Annotated in this window: 14 protein-coding genes; 12 read left to right on the top strand and 2 right to left on the bottom strand. The window is 39.7% G+C overall.

Annotated elements, in window-relative coordinates; genetic code table 11:
• The first annotated feature begins 196 nt into the window (after positions 1 to 196).
• The 3 genes from PWYN_RS08340 to PWYN_RS08330 all read left to right on the top strand — a co-directional run bounded on the left by PWYN_RS08340 (position 197) and on the right by PWYN_RS08330 (position 6,302).
• Positions 197 to 1,186 (top strand): tRNA dihydrouridine synthase, encoded by a 990-nt coding sequence (locus tag PWYN_RS08340; protein ID WP_036650317.1) that lies wholly within the window; start codon positions 197 to 199, stop codon positions 1,184 to 1,186.
• A gap of 181 nt (positions 1,187 to 1,367) precedes the next feature.
• Positions 1,368 to 1,937 carry an SF0329 family protein gene (locus tag PWYN_RS08335; protein ID WP_036650314.1) on the top strand — a complete coding sequence of 190 codons (570 nt, stop codon included), beginning with the start codon at positions 1,368 to 1,370 and terminating at the stop codon, positions 1,935 to 1,937.
• A gap of 531 nt (positions 1,938 to 2,468) precedes the next feature.
• A complete protein-coding gene (locus tag PWYN_RS08330) occupies positions 2,469 to 6,302 on the top strand; it encodes an N-6 DNA methylase (protein ID WP_052087839.1) in 3,834 nt (1,277 codons plus the stop codon).
• Positions 6,303 to 6,699: 397 nt separating this feature from the next.
• Here the strand turns inward: PWYN_RS08330 and PWYN_RS08325 are convergent, their stop codons facing one another.
• Positions 6,700 to 7,080, bottom strand: a complete 381-nt coding sequence (locus PWYN_RS08325; RefSeq protein WP_169744097.1) for an IS3 family transposase — start codon at positions 7,078 to 7,080, stop codon at positions 6,700 to 6,702.
• Positions 7,081 to 7,389: 309 nt separating this feature from the next.
• Here PWYN_RS08325 and PWYN_RS08320 point away from each other — a divergent pair, with 309 nt between their 5' ends.
• Both PWYN_RS08320 and PWYN_RS08315 read left to right on the top strand, forming a co-directional pair.
• Positions 7,390 to 9,195 carry an HNH endonuclease gene (locus PWYN_RS08320; RefSeq protein ID WP_036650312.1) on the top strand — a complete coding sequence of 602 codons (1,806 nt, stop codon included), beginning with the start codon at positions 7,390 to 7,392 and terminating at the stop codon, positions 9,193 to 9,195.
• Between the two features lie 26 nt (positions 9,196 to 9,221).
• A complete protein-coding gene (locus tag PWYN_RS08315; RefSeq protein ID WP_052087838.1) occupies positions 9,222 to 9,578 on the top strand; it encodes a PDDEXK family nuclease in 357 nt (118 codons plus the stop codon).
• 612 nt (positions 9,579 to 10,190) lie between these two features.
• Here the strand turns inward: PWYN_RS08315 and PWYN_RS08310 are convergent.
• Positions 10,191 to 10,439, bottom strand: coding sequence for a helix-turn-helix domain-containing protein (locus PWYN_RS08310; protein ID WP_036650310.1), 249 nt, complete (start codon positions 10,437 to 10,439; stop codon positions 10,191 to 10,193).
• A 151-nt stretch (positions 10,440 to 10,590) separates the two neighbouring features.
• On the opposite strand from PWYN_RS08310, the gene PWYN_RS08305 reads away from it, so the two are divergent.
• The 7 genes from PWYN_RS08305 (at position 10,591) to PWYN_RS08275 (ending at position 20,686) form a co-directional block, all read left to right on the top strand.
• Complete coding sequence (locus tag PWYN_RS08305) at positions 10,591 to 11,088, top strand: hypothetical protein (protein ID WP_036650308.1); 498 nt, start codon at positions 10,591 to 10,593, stop codon at positions 11,086 to 11,088.
• A gap of 360 nt (positions 11,089 to 11,448) precedes the next feature.
• Positions 11,449 to 13,686 (top strand): MrcB family domain-containing protein, encoded by a 2,238-nt coding sequence (locus tag PWYN_RS08300; RefSeq protein ID WP_036650305.1) that lies wholly within the window; start codon positions 11,449 to 11,451, stop codon positions 13,684 to 13,686.
• Positions 13,658 to 16,072, top strand: coding sequence for a restriction endonuclease-like protein (locus PWYN_RS08295; protein ID WP_036650303.1), 2,415 nt, complete (start codon positions 13,658 to 13,660; stop codon positions 16,070 to 16,072). Before PWYN_RS08300 ends, PWYN_RS08295 begins: the two co-directional genes overlap by 29 nt.
• Positions 16,073 to 16,154: 82 nt before the next feature.
• Complete coding sequence (locus tag PWYN_RS08290) at positions 16,155 to 16,406, top strand: class I SAM-dependent methyltransferase (protein ID WP_036650301.1); 252 nt, start codon at positions 16,155 to 16,157, stop codon at positions 16,404 to 16,406.
• 28 nt (positions 16,407 to 16,434) lie between these two features.
• Positions 16,435 to 17,073: a hypothetical protein gene (locus PWYN_RS08285; protein WP_036650298.1), complete on the top strand. Its 639-nt coding sequence runs from the start codon at positions 16,435 to 16,437 to the stop codon at positions 17,071 to 17,073.
• Positions 17,074 to 17,223: 150 nt separating this feature from the next.
• The gene (locus PWYN_RS28635) at positions 17,224 to 18,240 is read left to right on the top strand and encodes a VanZ family protein (protein ID WP_084146648.1); all 1,017 of its coding nucleotides are present in this window, start codon (positions 17,224 to 17,226) and stop codon (positions 18,238 to 18,240) included.
• Between the two features lie 166 nt (positions 18,241 to 18,406).
• Positions 18,407 to 20,686, top strand: coding sequence for a choice-of-anchor I family protein (locus PWYN_RS08275; protein WP_052087837.1), 2,280 nt, complete (start codon positions 18,407 to 18,409; stop codon positions 20,684 to 20,686).
• The last annotated feature ends 158 nt before the right edge of the window (positions 20,687 to 20,844 follow it).

The raw sequence follows: 20,844 nt of genomic DNA, 5'->3' as shown, positions 1-20,844 counted from the left end.
GCTGTTAGTGCAAAAGGATAACTAATACGGAGAGTTATTGGAGATAATAGTAAGGAGGGGGCGCCCCCCTTCCTTTTTTTTGAGTTTATTGGGCGAGTATGATTCTCTCGGGGTTATGATATACTTTTCATTAACAGGTTAGTTTTACTATTTCGGGATAAAGATTTGTCCTGATATTCATAGAGAGGTTTTTGATATGACAAAACATTTTTGGCGTGATTTACCACGCCCCTTTTTTATACTGGCGCCCATGGAAGATGTGACGGATGTTGTTTTTCGCCATGTCGTAAGTATTGCTGCCAGACCGGATGTGTTTTTTACGGAGTTTGCGAATACAGAGAGTTATTGTCACCCGGAGGGGCACCATGCTGTGCGCGGTCGTTTGACTTTTACAGAGGATGAACAGCCCATTGTAGCGCATATCTGGGGAGATAAGCCGGAATACTTTCGTCAAATGAGCATCGGTATGGCGGAAGAAGGGTTCAAAGGCATCGATATTAATATGGGTTGTCCTGTAGCGAATGTAGCAGAGAATGGGAAGGGAAGCGGCCTGATCTGCCGTCCCGAACTTGCAGCGGAAATTATCCAGGCGGCCAAAGCCGGGGGACTGCCCGTCAGTGTAAAAACAAGGCTTGGTTTCAGTGACTTAGACGAATGGCGCGGCTGGTTAACCCATATTTTGCAACAAGACATTGTGAATCTGTCCATTCATCTGCGTACAAGAGAGGAAATGAGTAAAGTACCTGCTCATTGGGAACTGATTCCGGAGATTAAGAAACTTCGTGATGAGGTGGCACCCGATACACTTCTGACCATTAACGGGGATATACTGGACCGTGAGACCGGCCTCAAGCTTGCAGAACAATACGGTGTGGATGGTGTTATGATTGGGCGTGGTATTTTTCATAATCCATTTGCTTTTGAGAAGGAGCCGAAGGATCACAGCAGTGAGGAATTGCTTGATTTGCTACGTCTGCATCTGGATCTCCATGATCAATATTCAGGACTGGAACCACGTTCGTTCAGCCCTCTTCAACGATTCTTTAAAATATATGTCCGTGGATTCCGCGGGGCAAGTGAATTAAGAAATAACTTAATGAACACAAAGTCAACAAATGAAGTGCGTGCGCTGCTCGATGAATTTGGAAATAAGGAGCATGACGAGGCAGAAGAACAAGGAAATTAAGTTGCCAACTTAAAATAGAAAAAGACGTGGAAAGATTGAGGATCGGTTGAATGGAGAGGGGGACCAACCCAGAGTTAACAAGCCTTTCCTCTGTATGTTTTGGGGTCCCCGCAAAGTACCTGAGACATCTTCGAAGCTAAAGCCCCACTTTGTGGGGTTATTTATTATGGAGGGGGATTACATGTCCTGGAGCAAATTGAAGCAACAACTGGAGGGCTTTCTCTGTCCTGCGTTAAATGGAAGGGTAGAATACCGCGCACCGGGTTACCGTTATTTAACGGACAAACCTGGTATTTGTTATATCTCAGTCGATAAAAAGAACGTACTCAATATGAGTGATAAAACTAGCTTCATCAGATGGTATCAAACGGAGCTAGAAATTAAGAATGATCCAGATATTCAAATTCCTATCAACAGCGACGACATTGAAGCGGTCAGAAAAGCTACCAAAGGGACAGTGCCGGAGGATCGTCTAATAGTAATGGCTAGAAGCAGAAAAAGTACAGAACATGCAAAAGAGCTTTTGTCAGCACAGGCTTCATTAAGTAAATCGAATTTTATCGCCCAGGCTAATAAGTTCTTATCTACTTCTATAGAGGAAAGCATAGAGAGTAATGATATCTTAATGAATATTCTAGCTTTGGTGGACCGAAGAGTTGGTAAAAAGCGGATTTTAGGCATGGCTGAGAAGATGGGGTTGAAGCATCCGGTTGTGCGGTATTTTTATGAGTTGCGGCGTGAGACTTTGTGAAGTGAATAATTTTTACCCGCGGATGAGTATAGATGTGCAAGGGGTCTCCCGGCAAATGGATAAGGGAATGATAATTAAGAGATCGCTCTTTAGTAGCGAATAGTTGTAATTATTAAACCGAAGACCCTAGTTGATTTAGGTCGTCGGTTTTTCATTTGTTGTGGGTACTTCTTGTCGAGGTTGTTTCCGCTGAACGATTAACACATGTGGAGAGTTGCTCGCTGTTGGATAGAAAAAACTAATAGTTGAGATGTATTGGCGTATTCAGCAATGAAGCGGATTAAAGTCCCGCTTCTATTTTTATTATAACGAAATAACCTAGTGAAAGACTTCGACTATCCTCTACATATATACAGTTTCTCAATAAAGAATTTCAACGATAGGCAAATTTTAAAAAAGCAACTCAATAAAACTTCTCGATAAAACAAGACAAATACGAGGTGTTTTGAATATAATAAGTAAGTTGACTCTGCCTCAAAGACGCACGCCGTCTATGGTGGGTGAAAACAGATAAGATAGGAGTTGCTATAAGTGAAAATCTCTTCGCTAGAAATTTTGACAATAATTAACCTTCTTGGATTTAAGATGATAGAAGGGACATCAGATATTTATTATAAAAACTATTCACAACATAATGATTATGTTATAAAAGTGGATATTGCTAAAGAGAAGATCGAATACGGTTCAAAAATCAAATTAGGCGACCTTACAACAAGCAACTTTGAGAGCAGCGAAAACTTTGTTGTGTTGGAGTGTGTGGACAGAGTTTTAGCAAAAGGCTACCCGCCAGGCAGTATTTCATTGGAACAAAAGTGGCCAATGGGAAGAAAAGAAAAAGGTAAGTTGGACATTCTTATTACTGACAAGGATAACAAAGCCTATTTGATGATTGAATGCAAAACTTGGGGTGAAGAATACGAGAAAGAGAAAAAGAAGATGCAGCGTGATGGGGGACAACTTTTCTCTTACTTTCAACAAGACAAAGCCGCTCAATATTTATGTCTGTACGCTTCTAGACTCTATAAAGGACAGCTTGAGTTCGTTAACGACATCGTGCAGATTGACGAGCAATGGAAAGAACTCAGTAACCAAAAAGAAATTTTTGACCATTGGAACAAAAACTTTAAAGACAACGGGATTTTTGAAGATTGGACAAACGCTTACGACATTGAAATAAAAGCACTCACAAGAGGTAGACTAAGAGAATTGACTGAAGAAGATAGCGGGCGAATTTTTAACCAATTCGCCGAAATTCTTCGTCACAATGTTGTTTCGGACAAGCCGAATGCTTTTAATAAAATCTTCAATCTATTCCTTTGCAAAATTGTTGATGAAGACCGCAAACCATCTGAAGAACTGAATTTTCAGTGGTTGGAATCAGACACTGATGAAGAATTGCAAAAGCGTCTTTCAGACCTTTATAAACAAGGCATGAAAGAGTATTTGACCAAAGATGTTACCGACTACAATGACGAGCAAGTAGCAGAAAAACTCTATGCACTTGATCCTGAAGTAAGAGAACAAATTCGTGATATGTTTACCCGTGTACGATTGCACAAAAACAATGAATTTGCATTTAAAGAAGTCTTTGACGAAAAATCGTTTAGAGAAAATGCAAGAGTTGTTCGTGAAGTGGTAGAGTTGCTTCAGCCTTATCAAATTCGGTACGGACATAAGCAACAGTTCTTGGGTGATTTCTTTGAGTTGCTATTAAGCACAGGTATTAAGCAGGAAGCAGGACAATTTTTCACACCAGTTCCAATAGCTAAATTCATTATTTCGTCATTGCCCATTCGTGAACTTATTGAACGAAAAATCAACAATGATGAAACCAATTTTTTGCCATATATAATTGACTATGCAGCAGGCAGTGGACACTTCCTGACCGAAGCGATGGACGAAGTGCAAAAAATCATTGAAAGCCTTGACCCGAACAAACAAAGACCTTCGGTTAAAGCCAAACTCAAAAGTTGGCGTGAATCTTCCTTTGATTGGGCTTACGAATATGTCTACGGAATTGAAGCCGATTATCGCTTAGTAAAAACAGCTAAAGTGAGTTGTTTTTTGAACGGTGACGGTTTAGCAAACGTAATACATGCTGACGGATTAGACCATTTTCAAAACAGCATAGATTACAAAGGCAAACTCAAGGACGTGAATCAAGACGATACCAAAGACAACGGACAATTTGATGTTTTGGTAGCAAACCCGCCCTATTCAGTTTCCGCTTTCAAAAACACTTTGAAGTTTGGTGATGAATCATTTAACCTCTTCAATCGTCTGACGGATGATAGTTCAGAAATTGAATGTTTATTTATTGAACGCACTAAGCAACTTTTAAGACCGGGCGGTTGGGCAGGTGTGATTCTGCCAAGTTCAATTTTGAGTAATTCAGGTATTTATACAGATGCAAGAGAAATGATCTTAAAGTACTTCGAAGTAAAAGCCATTGCTGAATTTGGTTCAAACACTTTTATGGCGACAGGTACAAATACAGTTACATTATTTTTAGAACGTAAGTCTAATAACCACTGGAGAAAGATTGAATCCGCGATTAATAACTTCTTTGGCAAACCTGTGGACGCTACGGTAAACGGAATCGGAATAGCATTTAGTAAGTATGTAAACGAAGTATTTGAAACATTAGAACTTACGGATTACATTTCATTGGTGAACAAACAACCTAATGAAAATATGAAAAAACAAGAGTTGTTTGCAGACTACAAAAAATGGTTCGCTTCACTAACTGAAATAAAACAATTAAAAGAAAAGAAAGTATTTAAGGACAAAACCAAGGCTGAACAACAAGAGGAATTAGATAAATTATTTTATGAGAAGGTCTTTTCACGCGAACAAGAAAAAATGCTTTATTTCTTCTTGATTTATCCACAACAAACAGTGTTAATAAAAGTTGGTGAAAAGCAAGCTGAGAAGGATTTTATTGGCTATGAGTTTAGTAATCGTAGAGGACACGAAGGCATTAAGATGTACCGTGATGAAAATGGAATACTTACTACTAAACTCTATGATGATGATAATCACATTAACCCTGAAAAGGCAAACAGCTACGTTTATCATTCTTTTTTGAAAAAGAACATCAACATTGAGAATTCTCTCACAGATAATATTGCGATTTTCAACACCCTAGAGTTGTTGGACTTCAAGAAGTTGGTTTTTGAAAAGCAAATTTCGCTAGGAGTAAAAAAAAAAGTTCAAATAAAAAGTAAATATCCTTTGACAAAACTTGCTAACTTAACAACGTTGATAAAGAGAGGTAAATCCGCTAATTATGGAAAATCGAATATTCAGATTATAAAATCAGGCCAGGCCAGAGGATTGTTTGAGTTTGATTTTTCTAAAGAACATTTTGTTAGTTCTGAGTTCGTGCTAGATGAAAGGAAACTACAAAGAGGGGATCTATTACTAAATTCATCTGGTGTAGGTACAGCTGGAAGAGTTACATTTTTCGATTTAGAAGGAGATTTTGTTGTTGATAGCCATATATCCATTCTTAGATTTAATAAAGAATTAATAGACTCTAGATATGCTTTATATGTTTTTAACTGGGTTGGTTTTAAAAATCTAGAAAGTCTTGCGTTAGGTCAAAGTGGACAGATTGAAATTAGTTATGAAACGATAGCGAACTTTAAAATTCCGCTTCCTCCAAAACATATACAAGAAAAAATAGTAAAGGAAATAAACACTATTGAACAAAAAGAAAAAATACTTCGCAACAAATTGCTTGAGGCAAATAATCAACTAAATAAAGTCTTTTCGGACCTTACCTATCCCCTTGAAAAATTAGGAGACCTTGCGGAGTTCAAAAATGGACTAAATTATAGCGGAAATAGCAGAGGAGATTTAGTCACAATAGTAGGTGTAAAGGATTTCCTAGAAGACTTCTCACCTAATCTCGATAAACTTATAGATGTGAGAATTGATGGAGAATTGAGTGATAGTTACAAATTACAACCTGGGGATATATTGGGAGTTCGTTCAAATGGCTCTGCTAATTTAGTAGGTCGGTTTGTTTATATTGATACTCTATTGAAAGAGACTTCATATTCAGGATTTACAATTAGAATTCGGACTAAATCGGAAAAAGTCAATTCTAAATATCTGTGTTATTGCTTACGAACGGAAGCTGTTCGAAATAGTCTTACCAAAGACCCAAAAGGTGCAAACATTAAAAGTGTCAATCAAACGATGCTTTCTTCTATAAGCATTCCGCTTCCTGAAATTAGTGAACAACTCGAAATAATGGACAAGGCAGAAAAATTAGAGAATGAAATATCGGCAATTGAAAGAGACTTAGACAACATGCAGAATGAGAAAGAACAAATAATAAATGAACACTTGGAATAATATATTAAAAATTCCTGCACGCGGGTAATCTGCTAATCCTTTAGTATTCGCCAGTACGCACATCAGCAGAGTGGTGCTCACTCTTGGTAGGAAAGACTATGGTCTTGCAGTAAGGGAGCGGGTTAATTCTCGCTTCTTTTTTCGGAAAATTGTAATAATTGTATCCCTTCCAGTGCCTAGCGAAAGCATTGTTGCTTCCGAGCCGAAGTTAAAGTTTATTATACCCGCATGAATTTTTCTGAATATCTTTCTGTACGCACAAAGAAGCCCCTACCGTATAAAAATAAGGTGCAATATGTTTAAATTCTTATCTTCAGAAAAAATTATTAAAAGAGCACTCTTATTCTTTTTTTGAACTGTGACCCGATTTGAGGAAAGTTAATAAACACCCATATAGCTAGCTCGTAAGGAGATGACTTCTGAATTCGTCAGGAGTCATCTTTTTTATTGTCCATTGGCATCGCTCGAAGTTATAGTAGGCAATATATTCCGAAACGCGAGCCCCGACTTCCATAAGGGTCTGACAATCTCGAACACTCATTTCATTTTTCATATGCCCAAAGAATGACTCCATCGATGCATTGTCCCAGCAGTTCCCTTTGTGGGACATCGATTGTTGAAATCCGGTCTGTTGCATTTGGAGCCGATTTTGAGGATGCGTATAGTGCATGCGCTGATCGGAGTGAAATATGGCTTCTGGATGAAGGTTGCCGTCAAGTTTCCCACAGCCATATCCCGCTCCTTCTTCAATATTCTGATTAAAACACAAAAAACCCACAGGCAGGTCACTTTTTTCAAAGTGCCTTTCTTGTGGGTCACAGTTCATTTTATTCTATAAAATACGTTATTTACTCTAACAATGTCGTGTTTTTTCACCAGTCTTCTGCAAAGGGCATATTTCCATAGGACAGCTCCTTGGCTCTCAAATTAATGACAACAGTTATATCTTTCATATGGAAGGAAATAGGGTGGAGGCGACGAACTGTAGTTATGACTAGATTTGAACATTAATAATGCATTTATTAGTTATAAAACATACATTGGCTGCTGATAAAATAATACATTATATAAAAAGGAGCATATTATATTGCTGTCACAAGACCAAATCATAAGAAGAGCAATTTGGGAAGTATATAACACTAAATGTTTTTATACTGGAATGCCTTTAGAATACTCTGATATGGAATTAGATCACATTATTCCGGCTAGTTACAAAGACAAACCTGATGAATTAGGCAGGATCCTTAAACAATGTGAGCTTGATGCAAATTTTGAATTAGATAGTATACATAACCTTGTACCAACAAATAAGTTTAACAATAACAGAAAAAGTGACATGGAGTTTGATATAGGCCCACTGATGTTCTATCTTGGCGTTGTTAAGAAGAAGGTTCCGGTAATTGAGAAAAAAATAGAGAGTTTAAAGAAAAAACGAAATTACGATGAACATTTATCAATGCTTAAAACTCACATAGATGCTGAAGAAGATCAGAAGAAAAGAGAACATGTTTTAGCTGATATTGTAAATTTTATTAGTAATGAAAATGATGAATTTATTGAGCAAGAAGAATTGTATGATAAAAACTATAAACAGATGTTTAAAAAATACAAAAAAAGAATAGGTTTAGAGGCAATTTTACCGAAATATGATAATCCAGAAACGGAATGTATAATATACTTTAATACTTTAAAAGCACGGGACTGTATGTTGATTTTAGATAATAAAATCATATTGTGTCAGTTATTTGATGGGTTGTTTACTGACCCTATATATGGCACTAGAGGTTTTGTTGAAGTTGCCCCGTCTAAATTAAAGAATCAAGATTTTATCGATTTGAATAACGTGAAAGTTCGTTTGGGGAATAACAGGATTAAATTATCAATTGAGGATATTTATGTACTGTGTGATGTAGTTGATTCTTATGCTATTAAATATTTGGAGTGTGTAACTGCTATTGAAGATACATTAAAATCGTACTCTTTCCCATTATCGAAACGAAGAAATAATTATAAACTCATTAATCTTAGTTACAATGAATGGAGAAAAATTGTAGATTATTCAATGAAACATGATATAGATTCAGGGAATTCAGAATGGCATATATTTGATAGGAATTATCATTATATCAAGGTATATACGAACAAAAGCCATGAAAAGTATGATCTTGGATACCACGCGTTTTACCATGCTGAGTTTTCGGAAGAAATGGTCTTAAATCCTGAATTGGTATCAAAAGATATATGTGTAACTTTTGAATTTCTTGAGGATTTAGATAGTAGAGGATTAGAGAGTATTAATAAAAAGCAAAACTGGAATGTTGAGACTGCGTACAATTGGTTTGTGAATGAGTTGATGCCAAAAGTACTTGGCAGAAGTGTAACTAAACGCAAATTAAACAAAGATCAAGATAACTTTTTTGAACGCAATGTCTTTGAGAAAGTTTATTACTGTAAATACAAAGAGGTTAATTGTGCAAAAGATTTATATGAGATTGTATCGTTAATACAAAGGTACTTTCATGTAAATCCCCATAAGCGATACAGAATCAGAAAACAAGATTTTTTAGGAATCTATAATTCTATTATTATCTCTATTAAACGATCAAAAACAGTAGATCTATTTTATATTTGCAACAAATTAAACATTGCTATCTGTCATTCTAAAGAAGAGCTTATACATTCAGTTAGTGGACTGATCGAATCAATAGAAGATACTACTATTAATGGATTTGGAGTTGATTACTTATTTAGAGCCTTCTTAATAATACTTGAAAATAAAAAAACGAATTTATTAAAAGAAGATATTGAGCAGATAATTAATGATATCAGATTCTTTACTGACTTGCATGATAGAGAAGTAATACTTGAAAAGTATGCTTTAGATTTTGAATGATGATTCTTATAAGGTGGGGGTTATGTATGTATAATATTAATATTACAAATAAAAAGGCTTCAAGGGTTGATGTTGTAACTTTTGCGGAACTTGGGATGTTAGAGAGTGATATAGAGGAGATTCTTAGGAATAGTATTGAAATACTCTGTGATGATGAAGAATCAATGCTTATAGTAGGACGCCAAGTGAAAAATAAAAGTCTTGGAAGAAGCGATCTAACAGCTGTTGATAATAATGGAAATATTGTATTGATAGAAATTAAACGTGATCGAAAAGATATTGAAAATAGAAAAGAGGCATTCGAGTTCCAGGCTATTCGATATGCTGCAAGCTATGCCACGGTTGAAGGAAGTATTTGGGTGGTCGAATATAGCAACGTATGATTTTTCTGTTCTAAAAAGGAGTGGTAAAACCCTTTATGAAATTCGTGAGGAATACATGAGCAAGCAAATTATTGATGTGGTAGAAAAGGTTTGATTAAAAAAAGATCATGGAGAGGATAAATAAGTGGAGATCACTTTAGATATGAGTAAGGGCTGCTACTAATAAATTCTTGCTCGAAAAAATCAAACAAGAGTTTGGCGAAGAATCCTACAGAAATGCTTTAAAAGCTGTTCAGCAACATATAGAGTATTACTCTACTTTGGGTAAAGGGAATTTAACAGGACTACAACGGATTATAGATCAAATGCATTAATGCAAAGTTTAATAAAAAGACTTGCAAAAAACCTCATGTGAAACATGAGGTAATGTACACTAGAAATATAGCCATAATTCCTTTAATTTTATGTGAAAATTCGTTAAGTGTGAATACCTTCTCTTCATTGAGAAGGTATTATTTTGCCTTTATAATGGGCCGATATTTAGATTTAAAGGATACTCGGGTAGGGGGAAAACAATGTATAAATGTTTATTCGAAAAGTTGGCTGATCTATATAAGACATTTAATAAAGAAAATAAGAATCTCCAGCACTAAAAGTCCTACCTCACTACCCTTACCTACTCTCCCCTAGCAACTCCCCAACAGAAACCTCCAGTGCTTTCGCAATGGCAACTACCTCATAATCCTGTACAAGTCTATGCTGACCTTCCAATCGCGATAAACTGGTTGGGCTGATATCTAAACCGAAAGTTTGTAACTTGGCGAGGAATTCATTTTGTTTCATTTGCTTAACTTTTCGGATTGCTACAACTCGGGTCCCAATGATGTTTTTGTCACCTGGGGGCTCTTTGCGATGTTTCATTTCGGTGTCACCTCACAATTTAACCAAATTGTATGCGAGGTAACCGTTGTTTTAATGCGAATATCGAATTAAAATAAAATAAACCGATAAACGCATTAAAATTTCTGTACATCGTCTACAGACATAGCTTTTCCAGGAAGGAGGGGGTGTAATGCAACATCTGATGCACAAATATGAGGAGGAAAAGCGCAAGCTGAATGAACTCGGACAGAGATCACTGGAGCAGGGAATTCCACTCAGTAGTAATGAGCCGCTTCAGGCTCAGAGCCGTAGGGTGGACGAGCTCATTAATCAGATGTATCAAGAAAAAGGTGGAGCTTCAGAGGATTTTCATTTAAACTTCTATCTTGGAGGAGATGTGGTGAACTTTCCAGCATGGTTTGTACAAACGATGCAAGGCAGATTAAACGAGATAACCGCACAGATAGAATATCAATCCGAACCTAGGCATGCTTTTGAAGAAGAGAGCAAAGCTTTCCAAGCGTTGTTTGACTCCATGGGCTTTGCAAGTATGCCAGAGTTTGAATATTGGGAGGATAAGCTTCAATTGAAGCAGGCTGTTCTCTATGAACGTCTATATCTACAAGGACTAAAGGATGGTATGCAGCTTGCTAATGCCCTTACTGCTCCTTCTGTTCTCTCGGATTAGGACGGAAACAAAAGGCATACGCATACTTTATATTTGGACTGTCCATGCGACAGTCTTTTTTTGTATATATTTAGGGTATTTCCGCTTCTTTCAATGCAAATCATTTAAAAGTGTTAAGGCTTCCACTCATAATCTGATTAAAGGGATATGTTCCCATATTGTCGAATAACCATACATATTGTAAGTCTAGATTGAATGAGGATTGCTATTTAAAGAAGGAGAACCCAGAGCCTTTATTTTCCCAAATTCAAATCCATTTGATGGACTAAGTCAATCATACATTACAAATTCAGCGATTCGCAAACTTCATTATAAGAGCTTCAGACTACTAAAAATCGTTAAAAATCTTGGGGGACTCACATGGCATTTTCGGAAACAATCACACAGATTTTCAAGCGTAAGCAAAAATCATATAAGATGGTCCTAATCCTATCTTTAATTGAAGAGCTGAGAGTAACCGATCAGGAGAGGGGTTCGTTCGATCGAGTTAAGGAGCGGTTTCTTAACTACTTTATAGCTGAACAGGAAAGAGGAAACCGGGTAGATCAGCCACCAGGGCGGGAGCTATGGAAGGATGCTCCTAAAAGTCAGCTTAAAGATATTATTAACAGTCCTGTTAATGCGCTTTCGCATATTTTGTTTGTGAATTCGGAAGATAACACGATAGGTTTTCATAGCCAGATTCGAAGCCAGCTAGGAGAAGAGGGACTTTCAAATTTGGAGAGTCTGGCCTATGACGAACTCGGGTCTTACAACGCCGCTTTGCAGCATTTCTCTTTGCAAGGTTATCTGGAGAAGATCATGGCGGAGTACACTTCTGCCAAAAAGGAACCCTTCGCGGGTCATGCACTTGGTACATTGTTTCGTCAAACACTTCCTTCTGAGCTCAAAGCATTACCTTTTATAGATGAACAATATAAAGTTCAAGGTTCCGTTGGACAAGGGAATTGGGCAACGGTTCCTTGGCTAGCAATCCTGGATAAACGAATCACGGAAACGACTCAGCACGGGGAATATGTTGTGTATCTGTTCGCTGAGGATATGGGAGCTGTCTATCTTACGTTTAACCAAGGAGTGACGGTACCTATTCAAGAGAAGGGACGTAGAGAAGGCTATGCTTATCTACGAAACCGAACACAAGAAATTCGAGAGCTCCTTGCTCTGACCCATATGACTAAGGATGAGAATATTCGTCTCATGGATAGTGGTCTTGGTCAAGATTATCAGGTTTCAACTGTTGCATACATTAAGTACGAGAAGGGAAGCGTTCCGAAAGATGAACAACTGATTCGAGATCTTGAGAATGTTATAGAAGATTACCGTCTATACGTTGATACTGTGACTTCTGCGAGTAATAAAGCTGATGATGAGGAAGTGGAAGTAGTGACATATGAAGCTGAGCCGCTGAAGGACGTACAAATAACAGGTATCCTCCACCAAATCCAATCCCACATCCTCCGCCAAGGCTTCTTCTTCCCTGAGCACCTTATCGAGAACTTTTACCTCTCGCTGAAGACTAAACCTTTTGTCATCTTGGCGGGGATATCGGGCACGGGGAAGACTCGGTTGGTGAAGCTCTTTGCAGAGGCTCTTGGTGCAACGAGGGATAACAGTCAGTTTGCCTTGATTCCAGTACGGCCGGATTGGAGTGATCCTGCGGATATATTAGGGTATAAGGACCTTTCGGGGAGGTTCCAGCCGGGTCCGATTACTAAGGTGTTAGTGGATGCACAGAAACCGGAGAATCAGTACAAGCCTTATTTTATCTGCCTGGATGAGATGAATTTGGCACGGGTGGAGCATTATTTCAGTGATATGTTAAGTGTGCTGGAAACGCAGGAGTGGAGAGAGGGAAAGATTAAGACGCAGGACCTTATCTCCCCTACCTTGCTGGATACGCCTGAGGATCAAGAGGAGTATGGCAGTCTTGGCATCCCGGAGAATGTGTTCTTTATCGGGACAGTGAACATGGACGAGACAACACATCCTTTTAGCAAAAAAGTACTCGACCGCGCCAATACGCTAGAGTTCAATTACATCAATCTGCAACAGTATCCGGATTTGGGTGAGCAGGCAGAGACTATTGATAGCCCTGACGCTGCCGAACTGAATCATCTTTTCCTGCGCTCCGATTATTTGCAGTTAGTAGATGCCTATGATGTCAACAAAGAGCTCGTTGTCCGGACGACTGAGAGATTGGTAAAGATCAATGCCTTGCTTGAGGATATTCATGCTCATGTGGGCTTTCGGGTGCGTGATGCGATTTGCTTCTATATGATTTATAACGATCGGTACAAGCTGATGAGTGAGGAAGAAGCCTTTGACTGGCAACTGCTGCAAAAGATACTACCACGAATCCAAGGGAGCCACTCCTCGGTTCGCCGAGTCCTGTTGAACTTGATTAAGGGTGCTATTGGTAGTGGTGCTGGCGTAACGGTAAATATTCAAGAGCTCATGGAGGATGCTTCTCCGCTCTATATGAAATGGGCAGCTGGCCAAACTCCGCCTGCGGCCAAACATCCGCAAACTGCTCGTAAATTGGCTTTTATGCTCAGGAGGCTGGAGGAAGATGGATTCACCTCATTCTGGCTCTCTTAATCAGACGGTTGAGTTGCTCCGTATAGAAACGGAGCTTTTTACTCTTTTTCTTCAAGGACGGCCTTATCATCCTACGGTAGAGACATTGCAGCTCCATCGTTCTTCTAGTCAGGAGTGGGTGAATGCACAGCTTGGGCTTGATTGCTCCGAACGGCTTGGGAATGTGCAGATTAAAGTCTTTTCACCTGAGATGGGCGGGATGGTGGAGTGGCAGCCGGGGGAGTCTGTTTTTCCATGTTTTTATGAGACGCAGTCGTATGAACTGGTTATCCAGAACAAGAGCATTGATAGCCTTTCTTTTTACCATGAGAATGTGCTGCTGCGGCAGGCGGTTAAGCCCCTAGGGGACTCTATTCTTGCGGGTGTTCTGAACTTTGGGAATGAGGTTGGTTTGACGGAATGGGAGATCCGCAGCATGGGACAGACTTTACTGCGGGTAGAGATGGAGATTTTCCCCTCTAAGATGGATTACAAGCTGGATTACCAGAATATTTTGAATGAAGTGAATGCGCAAATTTATAATTTGGCCTTTGACTTTTTGCGCAAAACCTACCAGTTAACAGGCCTGCGGGAGACGCAGCATCAGAGCTTAACGGAGTTCTTCACCATACTACAGCATGTCTTTAGACAGCTCTTGGATGCGGTTGAGCGTATTAACAAGAATCCCAATTACGCGCTGCTCCAGGATCACCGGCTAGTGGATGCCAATCGGGTTAAAAAGGCAGGCAGAGAGAATATCCGCGAGCTCGTGAAGCATCGCGAACGGTTGAGAGAAGATACGAGACATGGTTTCTTGAAAATTGGTAGTAAAAATTATACAGCTACACATCTAATAGAGACACGTAAACGCCTTGCCTATGATACGAATGAGAACCGGTTCATCCGCTGGATGCTGGAACGTATTCATGGGAAGCTGAAGGAGCTTAAGACTCGCTGGAAGATGAATAGCCGAACCTTAGATCCATTACTTATTAAAAGGTTAGACGCCATGCTCACCCAGCTAGAGCGAGTACTTAAGATGGATTTCTTGCGTGAGGCTGGAGTGCTGAAGCAGATGTCCGTTACGCTTGTGCTGCAGATGGCCCCTGGATACCGCGAGGTCTATCGTTGTTATCTGATGCTGCTTAAAGGTCTGTCTATCCAAGGTGACCTGTTCCGCTTATCTATGAAGGATGTTGCTCAGCTCTATGAGTATTGGTGCTTCTTGAAGCTGAATCAGCTCCTAGGGCAAAAGTATAAACTGGTGAAGCAGGATATTATTAAGGTGAATCGGAACGGTATTTTTGTTACGCTGGATCGCTCGCAGAGCGCCAAGATGGTCTACCAGAATCCGGTCAACGGGGAGCAGTTCATCATGTATTATAATGCGATTCCCGGCTCGGATAAGACCCCGACGCTCAGTCAGCGACCGGATAATGTACTGACACTGAAGAAGAAGGATGCTGGCAAAATTAAAGAGTACAAGTATGTATTTGATGCGAAATACCGCTTAAATCCGGCCTATGAGGGCACTTCCTATCATCAGAAATATGGTCAGCCTGGGCCTGAAGAAGATGACATCAACACGATGCATCGGTATCGGGACGCGATAGTCTATCAGGAGATAGGCTCAGGAGAATATGAGCGAAGCATGTTTGGCGCCTATGTATTATTTCCCTATCCGGATGAGGAGCGGTACAAGGCCCATCGATTCTACAAAAGCATTGAGCTATTGAATATTGGCGCTTTACCGTTCCTACCGAATTCTACAAGCTTGGTGGAGCAGTTCTTAGATGAGATTATTCAGGATAGTCCGGAAAAAGCTTTTGAGCGCTCGACTCGTCCACGCGGTACGAAAGAATACTATGCCAATCAGCTAGCGGGCAAAAATGTGCTTGTCGGTTCTGTCCGGGGACCCGGACAAGTGGAGATGGCGTTGCAGAAATCTTTTTATCATATGCCATTAGAAAACCTTTCAGATGTAAAGATACTCACTCAACTCGAATACGTAGCGATGTGCCAATCCAGAAAGAAGTTTACTGATCCCGCAAAAACAGGCATTCACTGGGTAGGCAAAGTGGCGGATTGGAAGGTGCTGCGGCGTAAGGAGATCAAGGAAGTCCCTTGTCGCCCGGGTACTGAAGAAGATCTGTATGTACGATTTACGATTGAGGAATGGAAGGGATTAGCTATTCCTATTACACTTGGAGGACAAGGGATCTATACTGTGCTTTATACTAGCAAGTACATCCTGGACCGGGCCCTGGAGATTGCCGAGCTCCGTCTGGAAACGGAGGAAGCGCTGCGGGAATGGCGTGAGAAGCGTAGAAAGGGCAGAGTGAAGGTGAAACTGGATCATGAGCAGTTTGTGGATTTGGGGAAGGTTGTGGAAGTGCGGAATATTTAAAGTGAAAATGAAGTATGCCTTGTCATATTACAACGCCAGCTTGATAGCGAGGGCATAGGTAGGGAAGGCAGAACCGAACATAATGGGAAATACAGATAAGTTTGAAATGATAGCTGATAGCTATGACATTTCTGAAAGAATCCAAATCGCAAAGGTATCATCAGATGCCATTCGAGAATATTTGGGTGATGCTAAAAGAAAGTCTGCTATTGATTTTGGGTGTGGAACTGGACTTGTTGGGTACAGAGATATTCAATCTAAAACGTTTTATACTGGAAGTAAAATATTCATGGGACAAGATGCCTCTATGTTTATACTTAATTCCCAAAAATAATTGAAAACACAGAATTGAGATGAACCCAATGAAAAAAATCGGCGTTATTAAATTTGGCGGCATTACTTTGATCCTTTCTGGGATTCTCTTTTTTGCTCAGTATCTATTTGTTCTGCCGATGCCGAGTCCTCCGCTCTCGGATGCAGAGCTGATGATATGGCTGCGGGAATGGAAGTTCAATATCGCCATGGCGGACGAATTGCTTTTCTTTGCCACCTTATTGTTGATCCCTTCAATCGTTGCCTTGTATCAGATACTGGTGAAGGTAGATATAGTCAAAACATGGTTGGGATGCAGTCTTTTGGCTGTGGTCATACCTATTAATATATTCCTGGACATTATCCTGGGAAGACTGGTCTATCCCGTGTATGATATTGAACTTTCACTAGATATCTACAAACTGGTGCTCAGCGTATACTATGGAGGCATGCATCTTGTAGCGATTGTCTTCAGTGCGGCTACCATCATATTGTGTCTCGTAATAAGAAAAAGCGTGATTGGCAAGCCTGTAGCTTATTTAGGATTTATGGTAGGGATACTGGACTTGATCGGTGCTTATCCTTGGTTGATTGGAACCGCTATGGTGTTTGTTTCACAGCTGCTTTTCGCAGCATGGTTTGTGATGCTCGGGTTGAGTATGATCAGATCGAGAGTAGAAGAAGGATAGGTTTGCAGTAATAAACCAATACCCGTGACAACTCGTCATGGGTATTTTGTTGCGGTATACTATTTTTAGATATTAACTATACTCAAAGCAGCAACGGTTCAAAAATCAATTGGACGTATGACTGCCGTTTTGAGAGAGAAAGGGTGTAATATGTATCAAGGAAAGTTACGGAAAATAACGATTATACTGTTAGCTGTATATTCTGTTTTGATCCTCTATTTTTTGTATATAGGGTTCAACAGAGCTGCTTCCATTCAGGACCCTAGCTTGCGATATAATCTAATGCCTCAAGGGATTTCTTTACATTTTCCAATGGGTGGGGACTTTAAAATTTGGTTTTTTGAGTTGGGCAACTTTGTCGTATTTATACCTCTTGGGATGGTCATCCCACTTCTGTTCCGTTGTAGTTTTGTTCGATTTATAACCATATTTATTGTGTCAATTACGCTTCTTGAAACCTTACAAATGCTTTCCCGTTTAGGAGCCTTTGATATTGACGATATCATCATTAACACATTAGGGGCTGTGGTAGGATTTTGCGGACAGCGATTAGTACCCCGTGACCGAGATAATCTTAAAGGCATCTACAGGATCATCCTAACGGCGATTATCCTTTCGATTGGCACCATTGCCATTGTGGGAGGGGTCAATAATTATTTAGAAAATGGGGGTGGCGAATTCGTAGCCCTGAATGAACTAGCATTAAAAGATGGTTCTGTACTGTGGGATGAAAGCCTTTCAAGTTTTACAGTGGATCGAGAAAAGATTGAGCCTCAAAAAAATGTTTACAGCAGAAAGAATACAAGAACGAACGAATTTATGTTTCTTTTAAATGGAGAATATGCAAAAATGACAGGCTATGCCGCTATACCCGATGATGTAATCAATACAGCAAGCCAAGGGAACAGCGACATCCTATTTATCGCAGATGGAACAGAAATTTATTCACTGGGTTTATCCGCTAATAGTGGTGAGAATCAGCGTATCTTCTTTCAAATCCCTTTAAAGGGAGTAAATGAACTTACCATAAAAATAATTAACGATGATCCAAATCCGGTTACAAATGTCGCAATATGGGACATTACACTTACAGAAGCAAACATGGGACAAATGATTATAAATAGTATGAAAGAAAAGTTAAGATCGTTATTCTATATGTCGATATAAGCAATCTCAATATTTACGGCTCTCGCTGGCTCTTCGCGGGAGTCTTTTTTATTTAAAATTTTACATAACTGTGCGATCAGGATAATAGTTCCTGTGTAGTATGAACTACAGTGCCCAAGAGCGTGTTGATCGTAGACCGCAACAAACATTATCGGGAGGTAAATACATGTTGAAATCAAGAATCATTAGTCTGATGATTATGGTGTGTTTGTTCCCTGGAGTTCTGCCAATGAGTGTATCTGCAGAGACACAGCCAGGAAACCACTTAGTCATTAACCAGCTTTATGGAGGCGGTGGAAAAAGCGATACGCCATTTACTCACAGCTTTATAGAGCTTTACAACCCGACAAATACTACGATTGATCTCTCCGGCTATACACTAGCCTATTCATCTAACAGACCCAACACGCATCCGGGTTCTACACTAGACGCATCGGGAAATCTTCAGGTGGATACGTTGAACCTCACAGGCTCTATTCCTGCACAGCATTCATTTTTAATCAGAGGAGCTGCGGAGACAACATCGACAACCTACCTGAAATATTTGCTTACAGCAAAAGATTTAGACTGGTCGACAAGATATATCGACAACGATAAGACCATTGAATTAAAGCTTGTGGACAATAAAGGAATTCAGGTTGATGCCATTTCGAACAGAGCAACAAACTTCAACAATATCGGTGAGGGGGATATGCCTGCCGTCCCAACCTCCAAACAGAAAACGCTTAGAAGAATTAACTTTGTGGATACGGATCATAATTCTTCGGATTTTGAACTTTTAACCTGGAATGACCCAGCGGTTAACGAAACTTTTATTAATAAATATTTTCCAAGATCCCTGGACAATGGGGTATGGACAAGCACGGACAGCGGCACAGTCAACCCACCGATTCCACCAGTCCAACCAAAACCTCCTATTTTTCCAGGACTCCAAGTAAACAGTATTAATGGCAAATTGAATTACATTGCAAATTATCAGACGGGTATGAGTAACTCTGATGGCGGAATAGCCGAAATCGTGAAATTTAATGAAGACAATAATAAAATGTATATTGTAAACGGCGCAGCAAAATCGATTGATATTGTGGATGCTGCAACTATTGTTTCAACCCATATGAAAGTCCTTAGCTTGGAGGCTCGTTTAGATATTACGGCTATGGCCGCCTCAAATGGGTTCTTCTGCGGAGATATTACAAGCATTGATGTAAACACAAAGGATAAAATCATTGCAATTGCTGTACAGGGTGCTACCTACAAGGATAACGGCTATATTGTGGTTCTTGATTATGCCGGTAATTATTTGAAGCATTTTGAGGCTGGGAATCAGCCGGATATGGTCACTTTTACACCGGATTCCAAGTATATCTTGTCTGCCAATGAAGGCGAACCGAGGGAAGGATACACTGCGCCGGGTGCTGTTGACCCTAAAGGGACTGTAACCATTGTTGATATCAAGAAGGGCTTAAACAAAGCATCAGTGGCTACAATCGGGTTTGAAGCATTCGATCATACGGGGGCAAGGGCGGCGCTTATTGCAGACAGAGTGTTGTTAAAACCTAACACAGTGCCTTCAGTGGATCTAGAACCGGAATATATAACAGTAACCGAGAACAGTTTGTATGCGTATGTTTCCTTGCAGGAAGCCAATGCCATTGCAACCCTGGATCTGAAGACAAAAACGTTTGTAAGCGTAAAGGGTCTGGGCTTCAAAGATCATAATTTGGCTGCTAACAGTCTGGATGCATTGAAAAACGGTAAGGCAGAAATTTCACCACAAAATCTATATGGCGTTTATATGCCGGATGGGATTACCACAACAAAAATAGATGGCAATCAGTACTTGTTTACAGCTAATGAAGGTGACGCCAGAGAATGGGGATCCAAGCCTTACAAATATGCGGATACAGGCTCCTATACGTTCCCGGGGACTACTTTCAAAATAGACACGGTCCTGAATGCAGAGCGAGAAGGTCTGGATAACAATAAAAACTATATTTACGGAGGCCGTTCCTTTTCGATCTGGGATGCAGCGACAATGAGCCAAGTTTATGACAGCGGAAGCGATTTTGAAAAAATTACGGCAGAGCTTTATCCGACTGTATTCAACTCGTCCAACAATAAATCTGAGCTCGACTCGAGAAGCGGCAAAAAAGGTCCCGAACCTGAAGATGTTAAGGTGATGAAAATAAAAGGTAAAACCTATGCATTTATTGCTCTTGAAAGAATAGGCGGAATTATGATGTATGATGTTACAGATGTAAATGATGTGAAATTCTATGACTATATCAACTTAAGAGATTTCACGGGGACAGGAGTATCAGGAAGCGGTTCTCTTGCGCCGGAAGGATTGTGTTTGGTTGAGGGTAAAGACAGTCCGACGGGAAAACCTTTGCTGATGGTTGCCAATGAAGTGTCTGGAAATGTTAATTTGATTGAAATCAATTAAAGAGAGATAAAGGGCACTTTCAGGAGACGCTATTATAGTGTCTCTTGCAAGTGTCTTTTTATTGAATTCTTCTTAGTTGGATATAAGGAATTTGACTCCAAGAATATAGGACGAATAATGCTGGGTATATTTACAAACCTTATCCTTATGATCAGTCA

Origin of the sequence: Paenibacillus wynnii (genome assembly GCF_000757885.1) — a bacterium.
Taxonomy (GTDB): Bacteria; Bacillota; Bacilli; order Paenibacillales; family Paenibacillaceae; genus Paenibacillus_AQ; species Paenibacillus_AQ wynnii.
Note: the sequence above shows the minus strand (reverse complement) of the source record. Positions and strands in the feature narration are given on the sequence as shown.